The following is a 14,631-nucleotide window of genomic DNA, read 5'->3' on the forward strand; positions in this document are numbered from 1 at the left end:
GACGGACATGGATTTCAGGTTGAATGAAGAACAGGAAATGATGCGCCGCATGGTGCGCGACTTTGCGCAAAAAGAAATTGCGCCGTTTGTTCCGATTATGGAAGAGAAGGATGAGTTTCCCCGCCAGGTCATCAAAAAGATGGGCGAAATGGGGCTGATGGGAATCCCGATCGCCGAAGAATGGGGCGGTGCCGGAGCGGATTTTGTCTCTTACATTTTGGCGATTCACGAAATTTCCAAAGTGAGCGCAACGGTAGGAGTGATCCTGTCCGTGCACACCTCTGTAGGGACCAATCCGATTTTGTACTTCGGAACGGATGAGCAGAAGCGCAAATACGTGACAAAGCTTGCCCGCGGCGAATACCTTGGCGCTTTTGCCTTGACCGAGCCGCATGCCGGATCGGATGCGAGCAGCATCAGGACGACCGCTGTGCGAAAAGGCGACGAATACATCCTGAACGGCAACAAGGTGTTTATCACGAACGGTGGCGAAGCGGATACGTACATCACGTTTGCCGTCACCGATTCCACGAAAGGCACCAAGGGCATCTCCGCCTTCATCGTGGAAAAAGATACGCCAGGTTTTACCGTCGGCAAAAAGGAAAAGAAGATGGGGCTGCACGGCTCCTACACGACCGAGCTTGTTTTCGACAACGCGCGTGTGCCTGCTGCAAACCTGCTGGGGCAGGAGGGAGAAGGCTTCTGTATCGCGATGGCCAATCTGAATACGGGACGCATCGGGATTGCCGCACAGGCGCTGGGCATCGCCGAGGCTGCGGTTCACTACGCGACAGAGTACGCCAAGGAGCGCAAGCAGTTCGGCCAGCCGATTGCCAAGCAACAAGCGATCGCCTTCAAGCTCGCGGACATGGCGACCAAGGCGGAGGCAGCCAGACTGCTCGTGTACCGCGCGGCGTCGCTGTGCAGCCAGGGAATCTCCTGCGGCATGGAAGCCTCTATGGCGAAGCGGTTTGCAACGGACACGGCGATGGAGTTGGCAACAGAAGCGGTCCAGGTGTTCGGCGGCTACGGCTACACCCGGGAATACCCGGTTGAGCGATTGTTCCGCGACGCCAAAGTAACGCAAATTTACGAAGGTACGAACGAAATTCAACGAATCGTCATCGCCAAGCATTTGCTTGCTGATTAATAGAGCCTGTTGTCCGGTCAGAGTTGTGTAGCCTGACAAGGACCGGCGCAAAGCACATGGGGGAGTGAAAAACATGAATTTCCAGCTTACCGAAGAACATGACATGATGCGCAAAATGATCCGCGACTTCGCAGAAAACCAGGTAGCTCCGACAGCAGCCGAGCGCGATGAGGAAGAGCGCTTCGACCGATCCATTTTCGAGCAAATGGCTGAGCTTGGCCTGACGGGCATCCCTTGGCCGGAAAAATACGGAGGCGCTGGCGCGGATTACTTGAGCTACGTCATTGCAGTAGAAGAGCTCTCCCGTGTGGATGCGTCAATCGGGGTAACCTTGTCCGCGCAGGTCTCGCTTGCTAGCTGGCCGATTTACAAGTTCGGAACGGAGGAGCAGAAACAAAAGTTTCTGCGCCCGTTGGCAGAGGGCAAGAAGATGGGGGCCTACTGTCTGACTGAGCCAGGCTCCGGCTCCGATTCGGCAGGAATGCGCACAACAGCGGTGCGCGACGGCGATCACTACATTTTGAACGGCAGCAAAATTTTCATCACCAATGCGGGCGAAGCGGAAATCTACATCGTTTTTGCCGTAACCCAGCCAGAGCTGAAGCACAAAGGAATCACCGCTTTTATCGTGGAAAAAGGCATGGACGGCTTTACGATGGGGAAAAAAGAGAAGAAGCTGGGCATCCGTTCCTCGCCGACGCTCGCTGTCAATTTCGAAGATGTGCGAGTGCCGGTAGAGAACAGGCTGGGCGAAGAAGGCCAAGGCTTCAAAATCGCGATGATGACCTTGGACGGCGGACGGAACGGAATCGCCGCTCAAGCGGTCGGAATTGCCCAGGGCGCCTTCGAGCACGCGCTGAACTACGCGAAGGAGCGCAACCAGTTCGGCAAGCCGATTGCCTCGTTGCAGGCGATCCAGTTCAAGCTGGCTGACATGGCGACCAAGATTGAAGCGGCGCGCCTGCTCACCTATCAGGCGGCGTGGCTGGAAGATCAGGGACTGCCTTACGGAAAAGCATCGGCCATGTCCAAAGTATTCGCGGGCGATATCGCGATGGAAGTTACGACCGAAGCGGTGCAAGTGTTTGGCGGCTACGGCTATACCCGCGAGTATCCGGTGGAGCGCTTCATGCGCGATGCGAAAATCACGCAAATTTACGAAGGCACGAATGAAATCCAGCGTGTCGTCATCAGCAACTACCTGCTGAAAGAGTAGCGAGGCGCCAACCGGCAGCCACGATCAATCCAACTAGCTGAAAGCAAAAAGATTTTTTGATAGGGCCTGCGGAAAAGAAAGGTTTGGCTTTGCGCTCTTCCTCGCGTATAATGGTGTGCGAAAAGATACGCAAGAAGAGCGTTTGCTCCTTTCTTTTCCTGAAAGTGTCTGACTAAACGCTCAGTCGGTTGGAAAGGTGGATTTGTTGTGTCCGAAAAGAGAAAAACCATACCGTCCTTGGTAAAGGACCCGAAACTGATTGAAAAACGGCGAGAGCAAATTATTGAGGCTGCCGTTCATCTCTTTATCAATAAAGGTTTTCACAAGACGACGACAAGGGAGATTGCCCGGGCTTCGGGGTTCAGTATCGGAACCTTGTACGAATATATCGAATCCAAGGAAGACGTACTCTATCTCGTTTGCGATGCGATTCATGCCGAGATGGAGACGCGCCTGCGCGAAGCGATCAATTTTAACGGCACAGGGCTGAAAATTTTAAAGCTCGCCATCCGCAGCTTCTTTCGTGTGATGGATCAGATGAGCGACCGCGTCCTGCTCATTTACCAGGAGTCGAAGTCGTTGCCAAAAGAAACGCTGCGCTACGTTCTCGGACGTGAGGAAGAAATTGCGCAAATTTTTGTCGAGATCCTGCAAAAAGGGATTGCCGACGGCTCGCTGCGCCTCGATGAGAAGCATGTCAAGCTGATGGCTGACAATATCATGGTGTTGGGCGAAATGTGGGTGTTCCGCCGCTGGGCTCTGCACAAGCACTATACGTTGGAGGAGTACACCGAGAAGCAGATTACGCTGCTGCTTCGGGAAATCAGTGTCTCCGACTGACGTCAATTAATTGAATCTCGGGGGAGAGTGGAACGATGGAAACCGAAGTGTATCGTCCGCAAAACAAGGTTCGCTTCGTGACCGCCGCCAGCTTGTACGACGGTCACGACGCCTCGATCAATATCATGCGCCGTATTTTGCAGTCTTCGGGAGTGGAAGTGATCCATCTGGGTCACAACCGCTCTGTCGATGATATCGTGACCGCCGCCATTCAGGAGGACGTGCAAGGCATTGCCATCAGCTCCTACCAGGGCGGCCATGTGGAATATTTCAAATACGTGATTGATCTTTTGCGCGAACGGGGAGCTGGGCATATCCGCGTCTTCGGAGGCGGAGGCGGTGTCATCGTTCCACGCGAGATCCGGGAGCTGGAAGAATACGGCGTCTGTAAAATTTACTCGCCGGATGACGGCAGACGCTTGGGCTTGCAAGGCATGATTAACGACATGATTCGAAACAGCGATTTTCCGACAGTCAAGCAGTTGGAAAACGAAGTCGCTGGCTTGCGCGAGCAAAACCACAAGGCGATTGCCCGCCTGATCTCTGTGGCGGAGTACGCCGTCGATCAGCCGGAGTGGAAGGAACCGCTCAAGGAGTGCGTGCGGGAAGCGCGAGACTCGATTCCGGTGCTCGGGATCACAGGCACAGGTGGGGCCGGAAAAAGCTCGCTGACAGATGAGCTTGTTCGCCGGTTTATGCGCACGTATCCGGAAAAAACTGTCGCGATTTTGTCTGTCGATCCGTCCAAGCAGAAATCGGGCGGAGCGCTTTTGGGCGACCGCATCCGTATGAATGCCAACAATACGCCGCGCGTCTACATGCGCAGTCTGGCGACGAGAAAGTCCGGCATGGAGCTGTCCGCCGCTTTGAAGGACGCGATCCAGGTTACCCGTGCGGCTCAGTTTGATCTCATCATCGTAGAGACGAGCGGGATCGGCCAGGGCGATGCACAAGTGACTGAGGTGTGCGACGTTTCCATGTACGTCATGACCAGCGAGTTTGGCGCGCCGTCCCAACTGGAAAAAATCGACATGCTTGATTTTGCCGACGTGATCGCGATCAACAAATTTGAGCGAAAAGGCTCGGAGGATGCCTTGCGAGAGGTGCGCAAGCAGTACCGCCGCAACCACCAGTTATTCGATCTGCCTGACGAGAAGATTCCCGTCTACGGAACGATCGCCAGCCAGTTTAACGATCCGGGGACAAATGTGCTGTTTGCTGCCCTGATGCATCGGATCGTGGAAAAGACAGGCGTGGATTGGCCTGTGGAGAATCTGGATACGACTCCGGTAAAAATTCATAAAACTTCGTTGATTCCGACAGAAAGAATCAACTACTTGCAGGAAATCGCCAACACGGTCCGCCAATACCGCGCGTACACCGAGGAGCAGTCTGCCATCGCCCGCAAGCTGTATCAGTTGCACGGCGCAAAGGAGACGCTGCTCGCGGCGCAGGAAGAGGCAGCGACAGAGCTGGTTGCGGTGCTCGACAAGCAGATCAGGCTGTTTGAGGAGAAACTGCATCCCGAGTGCCGGCGGATTCTCGACAACTGGCCGAAGCTCAAGGAAGCGTACAGAAAGGACCAGTTTGTCACGAAAATCAGGGACAAGGAAATCATCACGAAACTGTTCACGGAATCGCTGTCGGGTACGCGCATTCCAAAAGTAGCGGTGCCGGACTACGAGGACTGGGGCGAGATTTTGAAATGGTCGCTGAAGGAAAATGTGCCGGGCGAGTTTCCTTACACGGCAGGCGTGTTCCCGTTCAAGCGGGAGGGCGAAGATCCGAAGCGGCAGTTTGCTGGCGAAGGCACGCCTGAGCGCACGAACCGGCGCTTCCATTTCCTTTCGCAAAACGACGAAGCGAAGCGGCTCAGTACGGCTTTTGACTCTGTGACCTTGTACGGCGAAGACCCGGATTACCGCCCGGATATTTACGGGAAAATCGGGACGAGCGGAGTGAGCGTCTGCACGCTGGACGACATGAAAAAGCTGTACGCAGGCTTCGACCTGTGCGCGCCGAGCACGTCTGTGTCGATGACGATTAACGGCCCGGCACCGATGATTTTGGCGATGTTTATGAACACGGCGATTGAGCAGCAGATCGAGAAGTTTGTCCAGCGGGAAGGCCGCCAGCCGACCGAGGAAGAAGCGGAGCAGATCAAGGCGTACACTTTGTCGACTGTTCGCGGAACCGTTCAGGCGGATATTTTGAAAGAAGACCAGGGGCAGAACACTTGTATTTTCTCGACAGAGTTTGCCCTGCGGATGATGGGCGACATTCAGCAGTATTTCATCGACCATAAAGTGCGCAACTACTACTCCGTGTCCATTTCCGGCTACCATATCGCGGAGGCGGGGGCTAACCCGATCACGCAGTTGGCGTTTACGTTGGCGAATGGCTTTACGTACGTGGAGTATTACTTGAGCAGAGGCATGCACATTGACGATTTTGCGCCGAATTTGTCGTTCTTTTTCTCCAATGGCCTCGATCCGGAATATACGGTCATCGGCCGGGTGGCGCGCCGCGTGTGGGCGACTGTGATGAAAAACCGCTACGGCGGCAACGAGCGCAGCCAAAAGCTGAAATACCACATCCAGACCTCTGGACGTTCCTTGCACGCGCAGGAAATGGATTTCAACGACATTCGGACGACGCTGCAAGCGTTGATCGCGATTTACGACAACTGCAACTCGCTGCATACCAACGCCTACGACGAGGCGATTACGACCCCGACAGAGAACTCTGTGCGCCGGGCCATGGCGATCCAGATGATTATCAACAAGGAGATGGGGCTCGCGAAAAACGAGAACCCGCTGCAAGGCGCATTCATCATCGACGAGCTGACCGATCTGGTGGAGGAAGCCGTCATGCAGGAGTTCGAGCGGATCAGCTCGCGCGGCGGCGTGCTGGGAGCGATGGAGACGCAGTACCAGCGCGGCAAAATCCAGGATGAGTCGATGTACTACGAAATGAAAAAGCACACTGGCGAGCTGCCGATCATCGGGGTTAACACCTTTATCAATCCGAACGCGTCTGAGGAAGATTACGAGATCGAGCTGGCGCGGGCGACAGAGGAAGAAAAGGAACAGCAGATCATCAACCTGCGCGCGTTCCAGGAGCGCAACCGCCACGTAGCGCCACAAGCGCTGCGCCGCTTGCAAGAGGTGGCGATGGCAGGCGAAAACATTTTTGCCGAGCTGATGGAGACAGTGAAGGTCGCTTCGCTCGGTCAGATCAGCGCCGCTTTGTACGAGGTGGGCGGCCAGTACCGGAGAAATATGTAACAGGCTAGAGCAAGGCAAAACGATACAAGGACCACTTCTTTTTGCAGAGGCAGTCCTTGTATCGTTTGTTTTTACGGGGGAGCCGCGGAAAAAGGGCCAATGTAAACGCGTATATTCTTCCGTTAAATATTCAAGACTAATGTAGGCACAAATTCTAAATTAAAGTTATTATAATAGAGGTTGACAAACGGAAAGTTTTGAATGATAATTGTTATCAAGTTAGAATTATTACATTTAATAATTCTTAAAACAATCATGTAGGAGGATGTTCACTATGTCCCTTATCGGAAAAGAAGTACTGCCTTTCAAAGCTCAAGCTTACAAAGCAGGCAATTTTGTAGAAGTTACCGAAGCAAACTTTAAAGGTCAATGGAGCATTGTTTGCTTCTATCCAGCAGACTTCACTTTCGTTTGCCCGACTGAACTCGAAGACCTCCAAAACCAATACGAAACATTGAAATCCATGGGAGCTGAAGTTTACTCCGTTTCCACAGATACTCACTTCACTCACAAAGCATGGCACGATACTTCCGAGACAATCGGCAAAATTACTTACACCATGATTGGCGACCCAACTCACACGCTCTCCCGCAACTTCGATGTACTGATTGAAGAAGAGGGACTGGCTGATCGCGGTACTTTCATCATCGACCCAGATGGTGTTATCCAAGCAATCGAAATCAACGCAGGCGGCATCGGTCGCGATGCAAGCGCTATTGTAAGCAAACTGAAAGCAGCTCAATACGTTCGCAACAACCCAGGCGAAGTTTGCCCGGCGAAATGGCAAGAAGGTGCTGCTACCCTGAAACCAAGCCTTGATCTTGTTGGTAAGATCTAAGGAGTGGGATCAATGATACTGGACGCAGAAATCAAAGCACAGCTAGAGCAATATCTTCAGCTCATGGAAGGCGAAGTGCTGCTGAAATACAGCGCAGGCTCTGATAGCGTATCGCGTGACATGCTGCTTTTATTGGAAGAACTGGCAACCATGTCGCAGAAAATCAAGCTGGAAGAAGCCTCCATGGAGCGTACACCTAGCTTTAGTGTCAATCGTATCGGGGAAGATACCGGAGTAACGTTTGCTGGCGTACCCTTGGGACATGAATTCACTTCCTTGGTGTTGGCTTTGCTGCAAGTGAGCGGCAGACCTCCAAAGGTTGACCAGAAGCTCATCGATCAAGTGAAGAGTCTGAAAGGCGAATATCACTTCGAGACTTATGTCAGCCTGACCTGCCACAATTGTCCTGATGTAGTTCAAGCACTGAACGCGATGAGTGTTCTCAATCCTGGTATTACACATACTATGATTGACGGTGCTGCGTTCAAAGAAGAAGTCGAAAGCAAAAACGTCATGGCAGTGCCGACGGTTTTCCTGAACGGGGAACCTTTTGGCAGCGGCCGGATGACGCTCGAAGAAATTCTCGCCAAGCTCGGATCTGCTCCAGATGCAGCCGAATTTGCGAACAAAGAGCCGTACGATGTGCTCGTTATCGGCGGCGGCCCGTCCGGAGCAAGTGCGGCCATCTACGCCGCACGCAAAGGCATTCGCACCGGCATTGTGGCTGAACGCTTCGGCGGCCAGATCATGGACACTTTAGGTATTGAAAACTTTATCAGTGTCAAATACACCGAAGGTCCGAAGCTCGCAGCGAGTCTGGAAGAGCACGTCAAAGAGTACAATGTCGATGTCATGAACTTGCAGCGTGCCAAACGTCTGGAGAAAAAAGACCTGATCGAGATCGAACTGGAAAACGGTGCTGTGCTCAAGAGCAAAACCGTTATCCTTTCGACGGGTGCGCGTTGGCGCAATGTGGGTGTGCCTGGCGAGGCCGAGTTCAAAAACAAAGGCGTGGCGTATTGCCCGCATTGCGACGGTCCGCTGTTCGCCGGTAAGCGCGTAGCCGTCATTGGCGGCGGCAATTCCGGCGTTGAAGCAGCGATCGATCTCGCGGGTATCGTCAAGCACGTCACGGTTCTTGAGTTTGCTGCAGAGCTGAAAGCCGACTCCGTCTTGCAAGATCGTCTGCACAGCTTGCCAAACGTAACGGTTATCACCAATGCGCAAACGACGGAAATCACCGGCACCGACAAGGTCAACGGCATTTCCTACAAGGATCGCGAGACGGAAACGGTTCATCACATTGAACTGGAAGGTGTGTTTGTCCAAATCGGTCTTGTGCCGAACACCGATTGGCTGGGAGACACAGTCGAACGCAATCGGATGGGCGAAATCGTTGTCGACAAACACGGCGCTACTTCCGTTCCGGGCGTATTTGCTGCAGGCGACTGCACGAATAGTCCATACAAGCAGATCATTATTTCGATGGGATCAGGTGCAACCGCAGCCTTGGGTGCATTTGATTATCTAATCCGAAACTAATGAACACGAGAGCCGCTTTGCTATCTGTACGGTAGCGGAGCGGCTTTCTTTTTTGTGCTGCTGTACAGAGCGGACTCGCATGGAAAACGGCCGAGAGGCAAGTGTCGAGAATAAATGGTCTTTTGCGTGTTTGAAAGCCTTGCATTTTCGTCTAAAATAAGGAATACTGTATGTTAGCCTTCGTATGTTGTACGATATACGAGTGAGGCGATCGACATCATTTATGAGTTGCCTAAGCAAAGCCTGCGTCCCCCAGCAAAGGGCGAGGTCGGTATTCAAGCCAATAGTTTTCTAATGGAAAGGACGTGCCCTGGGTGAGTCAATTGTTTGCTCATATTGATCCCGAGAAACTGAGCGAGATGGCGTTGGTTGATATTGCGTATGAAATTTTGCGTGAAACCAATCGCACTTACAACTTCCGCGAGCTGATGGATGAACTGGCTGCCGTTCGTAACATGACAAACGAACAACTCATGGCTATCATCGCGCAAGTATACACTGAGATTAATATTGACGGCCGTTTTGTGTGCCTTGGAGACAACGTGTGGGGACTGAAGCGCTGGTACCCAACTGACACGGTGGAAGAAACGCAAGAGGGCGGCGGAACGAAGAAGAAAAAAGTTATTCTCGACGACGACTTCGACGATTACGACACCGAAGACGAAATTGTCGAGGATTACGAAGACGACGACGTGGTCATTTTCGAGGACGAAGAAGAATTCGTGGATGATGATGCGGATATCGAAGACGAAGAGATTGATGCTGAAATCGACGAAGAAGAGCTCGAAGAAGAGGAAGACGAGCTGTTTGACGAGGAACTCGAAGAAGAGGAAGTTGACGAAGAGCTGGAAGATGACGAGGATAAGTGATAAGTCCTTGACTTCCGCCTGAGGGACAGATAAAATACTCCTTGGGCTTCACATGAAGAAGGATTAAATAAGGGAAACTATAAAACAAAAGTGCCCCTACCCCATTGCCAAAAGGGATAGGACTCGCTTTTGTTTTTCTTTTTTTGGGAGCCGTCTTCATACGTTTTTTACTACTACTAAAGGGTTAGGGAAAGAGGGGACGTTAACGATGACGAAGTATATTTTTGTGACAGGCGGGGTCGTATCCTCGTTGGGAAAAGGAATTACAGCGGCTTCTCTGGGCCGACTCCTGAAAAATAGGGGCTTGAAGGTAACCATCCAGAAATGTGATCCATACATCAACGTGGACCCAGGAACAATGAGTCCGTATCAGCACGGGGAAGTGTTCGTCACGGACGATGGAGCGGAAACCGACCTGGACCTGGGGCACTACGAGCGTTTTATCGACATCAACCTGAGCGCCAACTCTAACGTAACGACAGGAAAAATCTATTCGACTGTCATCGCCAAAGAACGTCGCGGCGACTATTTGGGCGGAACGGTTCAAGTAATCCCGCACATCACCAACGAGATCAAAGACCGCATTTTCCGCGCTGGCCGTGAAACCGGAGCAGACGTGGTTATCACCGAGATCGGCGGAACTGTAGGGGACATCGAGAGCTTGCCGTTCCTCGAAGCCATCCGTCAAATCAAGAGCGACATTGGCCGCGAAAACGTCATGTACATTCACGTGACACTGGTTCCTTACATCAAGGCAGCAGGCGAGATGAAAACAAAGCCGACCCAACACAGCGTGAAGGAACTGCGCAGCCTGGGCATTCAGCCAACTGTGATCGTGACTCGTACCGAACAGCCAATGACCCAGGAAATGAAGGACAAGCTGGCACTGTTCTGTGACATCGACAAAAACGCGGTTGTGGAGTGCGTGGATGCGGAAACTCTCTACGACGTGCCGCTGCAACTGCAAGCGCAAGGTCTGGACGACTATGTTTGCCGCCACCTCGGCCTGACTTGCCAGGAAGCAGACATGACCGAGTGGAAGTCCTTGGTAAACAAAATCAAGAACCTGTCGAAAACGACCACAATCGCGATTGTCGGAAAATACGTGGAGCTGCACGATGCTTATTTGTCCGTAGCAGAAGCGCTGTACCATGGCGGTTATGCGAATGATTCCAAAGTGGAAATCAAATGGGTGCACGCAGAAGAAGTGACGCCGGAAAACGTAGCCGAACTGCTCGGCGATGTAAACGGCATACTGGTACCAGGCGGCTTCGGCGATCGCGGTATCGAAGGCAAAATTATCGCGACCCGCTATGCTCGCGAAAACAAAGTGCCGTTCCTGGGCATCTGCCTCGGTATGCAAATTGCCGTTATCGAATTTGCCCGTCACGTGGCAGGCATGGACGGCGCCAACAGCTCCGAGATCAACCCGGACACCGCTTATCCGGTCATCGACCTCTTGCCAGAGCAAAAAGAAATCGAAGACAAAGGCGGAACCATGCGCCTTGGCATCGGTCCTTCCAAAGTGGAAGCTGGCACGCTGACCGAAGCTGCTTACGGCAGCACACTCGTTTATGAGCGTCATCGTCATCGTTATGAAGTCAACAACGAATATCGCGAGCAGTTGGCTCAACTGGGACTGCGCTTTGCGGGTACATCCCCGGACGGCCGTCTGGTGGAAATCGTGGAAGTGCCAGACCACCCTTGGTACGTGGCTACCCAGTTCCATCCGGAGTTCACTTCCCGTCCGAACCGTCCGCAGCCATTGTTCCGCGATTTCGTCAAAGCTTCCCTGAACCTGAATAAATAAATAGAGACAAAAAGACGCACCGGCGACTGAAACCGTCGGTGCGTCTTCTTTCGTTTGCCGCTTTTTTCAGTGAAAGAGCGGAGACAGCCAGGCAACCCAGTAGGCGGCCGGGACGAGCAGGAGCTGAGCCAGAAGCGTCCCGAAAAATCGGGAAATCATCAGCCACAAATACATGTCCCGGATCGATTCCTGCGTCGCTTTTCCCTGCATGGCTTTCTCGGTCAGGAGGGCCACCTGCGGGTCTACCAGAATCGTCATGAAAATCGTAGCGAAGCCGTTAATCATGCCGGACGACATCAGCACCGTTGCTTTGTAGTCGGGGGCCAGCAACGTCGCGTAGAGCACGGAGAGCACGCTGCTGGTGTAAATCGCCGTTCCCAGGCAGTTGAGCAGCAGCAGGCGCTTGGGAATGCCTTTGAAGCGAAAACGGGAGATGACTTGCCAGCTCGGGATTCGCACGTGGTGGCGGACGCGGCGGAGGCTGTCTACGGTGACGGCTGTGCGCAGCATTTGCGGAATCGAGCCGGCCAGCTCAAGGTGCGAGATCACTCGTCTGGAAATCTGGACGAACGTGGGAAACAGCGCGATGGCAGCCAGCGTCCCGACAGAGGAAGCCGCTATAATCATATGTAGCTGCCAACTTGGGTCGGTATGCAAAAGGGCCGCTTGATCCATCAGTCCTCCGGTAAACGGCCCTTGAATCAGGTTGGAGGTGCGGGAGAGAAGCAGCGTGATGCCGACGAGCGACATGGCGACTGCGATTCTTCCTGTCTTGACCCCTGCGAAGCGAATGGCGTAGGAAAGTGTCTCTGTCGTATGGATAATAAACGTCAACAGGCAGATCAACCAGAGCGCATCCATCTTGTTTTTTGGCTCCTTGCTTGGTGCGAAAATAGTATCCCTATTATACTCGAAATGGACATCGCGGGAAAATTTCAGCAGCAGATACGCAAAATGTGCAGGAGTTTCCTGTTTTTAGGCGAAAACCTAATAAATTAAGGAAATGGATTCGTCAAGGGGGAGTAACCGTGTTCGACAAACATGATAAAAAGGTGCTGGTTGTCGATGACCAGTATGGTATTCGCATTTTGTTGTATGAGGTACTGGGAAAAGAAGGGTACAAAACCTTCCAGGCCGCAAACGGGAAAATGGCCCTGGAGATCGTGGAAAAAGAGTCGCCAGATCTGGTCATTCTCGACATGAAGATTCCAGGCATGGACGGCATTGAGATTTTGAAGCACATCAAAAAGATCAATCAGGATATCAAGGTAATCATGATGACGGCTTACGGTGAGCTGGACATGATTAAGGAAGCGACCCAGTTGGGAGCGTTGACCCATTTTACCAAACCGTTTGATATTGACGAGCTGAGAATGGCCGTACAGCAGCAACTCGCCTGCTAGTCCTTTTGGTAACGGATGCGTGGGGACAAGCGTACCTGTTAACAAACGCCTGTCTGTGATATAATAAGCCTCGTGATTGAAGCTAGCAGAGGAGGATTTACCAAATGCCACTGGTACCTATGACCGCTTTTACCGAAGACGTCAAATTGCATAAATACGCCGTCGGACAATTTAACCTGAACAATCTGGAGTTTACTCAAGCGATTACCGAAGCTGCGATGGAAGAAAAATCGCCTGTGATTTTCGGTGTTTCCGAGGGAGCACTCAAATACATGGGACTGGACTACACGGTCGCCATTGCAAAAGTGGCGGCGGAGCGCGCAGGAGTACCTGTTGCCCTGCACCTCGATCATGGCAGCAACTTTGATATCGTAATGAAGTGCATTCGCGCAGGATTCTCTTCTGTCATGTTCGATGGTTCCCATCACTCGTTTGAAGATAACCTTCGCTTGACCAAACAGGTTGTTGAGGCTGCTCACGCTGTTGGCGTTTCTGTAGAAGGTGAACTCGGTACCATCGGCGGGGTAGAGGACGACCTGTCTGTTGACGAGGAAGACGCTACGCTGGCAAACCCTGAGGAAGCGATCCGCTTCTGGGAAGAAACAAAAGTAGACTACCTGGCGATTGCAGTGGGCACAGCTCACGGCATGTACAAAGGCGTGCCAAAAATCCGCTACGACATCATCGAAAAAGTAGCGAACAACATTGGAGCGCCAATCGTTCTGCACGGCGGTTCCGGCGTACCGGACGAAGCGATTGTAGAATCGATCCGCCTGGGTGTCGGAAAAATTAACGTAAATACAGAAAGCCAAGTCGCATGCACCGAAACGGTTCGCAAAGTGCTAGCTGCGAAGCCTAACGAAATCGACCCGCGCAAATACCTGGGCCCTGCTCGCGACGCGATCAAGGAAGTTGTAAAAGGAAAAATGCGCCTGTTCGGTAGCAGCAACCGCGCGTAACTAGGAGGCTAATCATGCGTTTTTTGATTGATACAGCAAACGTTGATGAAATTCGCGAGATTCACGAATGGGGAGTCCTGGCCGGAGTAACCACGAATCCTTCGCTGGTTGCCAAGGAAGGCCGCGACTTCATCGAGACATTGAAGGAAATCATCGACATCGTAGACGGTCCGATCAGCGCCGAAGTTATCAGCACCGATGCAAAAGGCATGATCGAAGAGGGCGAGAAGCTCGCTTCCCTCTCGAAAAACATCGTCATCAAGCTGCCGATGACTGCCGAAGGTTTGAAGGCGACCAAGTATTTTGCCAAGCGCAAAATCAGAACAAACGTCACGCTGGTGTTCTCCGCAAACCAGGCGCTGCTCGCAGCTCGGGCAGGAGCGAGCTTCGTGTCTCCGTTCCTGGGACGTCTGGATGATATCGGACAAGACGGCATGCAGTTGATCGAAGACATTGCAGAGATTTTCTCTGTGCATGGCATCGAGACCGAAATCATCGGGGCATCTGTTCGTCACCCTGTGCACGTGACAGAAGCTGCCCGCCGCGGTTCTCACTACGCGACCATCCCGGCGAAAGTGTTCAAGCAACTGATTGCCCATCCGCTGACTGACAGCGGCCTGGAGAAGTTCCTCGCTGATTGGGCAAGCATGCAAAAATAAGGACAAGGATCGAAAGTTCAAGCACCTTTTCCATTGGGGAAGGTGCTTCTTTCCCGAT

At 52.6% G+C, this 14,631-nt stretch carries 12 protein-coding genes; 11 read left to right on the top strand and 1 reads right to left on the bottom strand.

Going from position 1 to position 14,631, the window contains the following annotated elements; all coding sequences use genetic code 11:
- Positions 1–7 precede the first annotated feature (7 nt).
- The 8 genes from AC3WQH_RS05335 (at position 8) to pyrG (ending at position 11,552) form a co-directional block, all read left to right on the top strand.
- Complete coding sequence (locus AC3WQH_RS05335; RefSeq protein WP_007786110.1) at positions 8–1,150, top strand: acyl-CoA dehydrogenase; 1,143 nt, start codon at positions 8–10, stop codon at positions 1,148–1,150.
- A gap of 73 nt (positions 1,151–1,223) precedes the next feature.
- Positions 1,224–2,366, top strand: a complete 1,143-nt coding sequence (locus tag AC3WQH_RS05340) for an acyl-CoA dehydrogenase (RefSeq protein ID WP_005827839.1) — start codon at positions 1,224–1,226, stop codon at positions 2,364–2,366.
- A gap of 207 nt (positions 2,367–2,573) precedes the next feature.
- A complete protein-coding gene (locus tag AC3WQH_RS05345; RefSeq protein ID WP_005827837.1) occupies positions 2,574–3,206 on the top strand; it encodes a TetR/AcrR family transcriptional regulator in 633 nt (210 codons plus the stop codon).
- A 35-nt stretch (positions 3,207–3,241) separates the two neighbouring features.
- A complete protein-coding gene (icmF, locus tag AC3WQH_RS05350) occupies positions 3,242–6,493 on the top strand; it encodes a fused isobutyryl-CoA mutase/GTPase IcmF (RefSeq protein WP_005827834.1) in 3,252 nt (1,083 codons plus the stop codon).
- Positions 6,494–6,767: 274 nt separating this feature from the next.
- On the top strand, positions 6,768–7,331 hold the full coding sequence (gene ahpC, locus AC3WQH_RS05355; protein ID WP_005827833.1) for an alkyl hydroperoxide reductase subunit C: 564 nt from the start codon (positions 6,768–6,770) through the stop codon (positions 7,329–7,331).
- 12 nt (positions 7,332–7,343) lie between these two features.
- The gene (ahpF, locus tag AC3WQH_RS05360) at positions 7,344–8,873 is read left to right on the top strand and encodes an alkyl hydroperoxide reductase subunit F (RefSeq protein ID WP_492331933.1); all 1,530 of its coding nucleotides are present in this window, start codon (positions 7,344–7,346) and stop codon (positions 8,871–8,873) included.
- Positions 8,874–9,187: 314 nt separating this feature from the next.
- A complete protein-coding gene (gene rpoE / locus AC3WQH_RS05365) occupies positions 9,188–9,742 on the top strand; it encodes a DNA-directed RNA polymerase subunit delta (RefSeq protein ID WP_005827829.1) in 555 nt (184 codons plus the stop codon).
- A gap of 208 nt (positions 9,743–9,950) precedes the next feature.
- Positions 9,951–11,552 (top strand): CTP synthase, encoded by a 1,602-nt coding sequence (pyrG, locus tag AC3WQH_RS05370; RefSeq protein WP_005827826.1) that lies wholly within the window; start codon positions 9,951–9,953, stop codon positions 11,550–11,552.
- Positions 11,553–11,618: 66 nt separating this feature from the next.
- Here the strand turns inward: pyrG and AC3WQH_RS05375 are convergent, their stop codons facing one another.
- A complete protein-coding gene (locus AC3WQH_RS05375; RefSeq protein WP_005827824.1) occupies positions 11,619–12,413 on the bottom strand; it encodes a lipid II flippase Amj family protein in 795 nt (264 codons plus the stop codon).
- 167 nt (positions 12,414–12,580) lie between these two features.
- Between AC3WQH_RS05375 and AC3WQH_RS05380 the strand changes: the two genes are divergently transcribed.
- The 3 genes from AC3WQH_RS05380 (at position 12,581) to fsa (ending at position 14,573) form a co-directional block, all read left to right on the top strand.
- Positions 12,581–12,955: a response regulator gene (locus AC3WQH_RS05380; protein ID WP_005827822.1), complete on the top strand. Its 375-nt coding sequence runs from the start codon at positions 12,581–12,583 to the stop codon at positions 12,953–12,955.
- Between the two features lie 104 nt (positions 12,956–13,059).
- A complete protein-coding gene (fba, locus tag AC3WQH_RS05385) occupies positions 13,060–13,914 on the top strand; it encodes a class II fructose-1,6-bisphosphate aldolase (RefSeq protein WP_005827820.1) in 855 nt (284 codons plus the stop codon).
- A 14-nt stretch (positions 13,915–13,928) separates the two neighbouring features.
- Positions 13,929–14,573 carry a fructose-6-phosphate aldolase gene (gene fsa, locus AC3WQH_RS05390; RefSeq protein ID WP_429787700.1) on the top strand — a complete coding sequence of 215 codons (645 nt, stop codon included), beginning with the start codon at positions 13,929–13,931 and terminating at the stop codon, positions 14,571–14,573.
- Positions 14,574–14,631: the final 58 nt, after the last annotated feature.

The organism is Brevibacillus sp. FW301-21C12A, from assembly GCF_058788915.1.

Coding starts and splice junctions, on each gene's coding strand:
- AC3WQH_RS05335 (WP_007786110.1), top strand. CDS start 8: ATGGATTTCAGGTTGAATGAAGAACAGGAAATGATGCGCCGCATGGTG.
- AC3WQH_RS05340 (WP_005827839.1), top strand. CDS start 1,224: ATGAATTTCCAGCTTACCGAAGAACATGACATGATGCGCAAAATGATC.
- icmF (WP_005827834.1), top strand. CDS start 3,242: ATGGAAACCGAAGTGTATCGTCCGCAAAACAAGGTTCGCTTCGTGACC.
- ahpC (WP_005827833.1), top strand. CDS start 6,768: ATGTCCCTTATCGGAAAAGAAGTACTGCCTTTCAAAGCTCAAGCTTAC.
- ahpF (WP_492331933.1), top strand. CDS start 7,344: ATGATACTGGACGCAGAAATCAAAGCACAGCTAGAGCAATATCTTCAG.
- pyrG (WP_005827826.1), top strand. CDS start 9,951: ATGACGAAGTATATTTTTGTGACAGGCGGGGTCGTATCCTCGTTGGGA.
- AC3WQH_RS05375 (WP_005827824.1), bottom strand. CDS start 12,413: ATGGATGCGCTCTGGTTGATCTGCCTGTTGACGTTTATTATCCATACG.
- fba (WP_005827820.1), top strand. CDS start 13,060: ATGCCACTGGTACCTATGACCGCTTTTACCGAAGACGTCAAATTGCAT.
- fsa (WP_429787700.1), top strand. CDS start 13,929: ATGCGTTTTTTGATTGATACAGCAAACGTTGATGAAATTCGCGAGATT.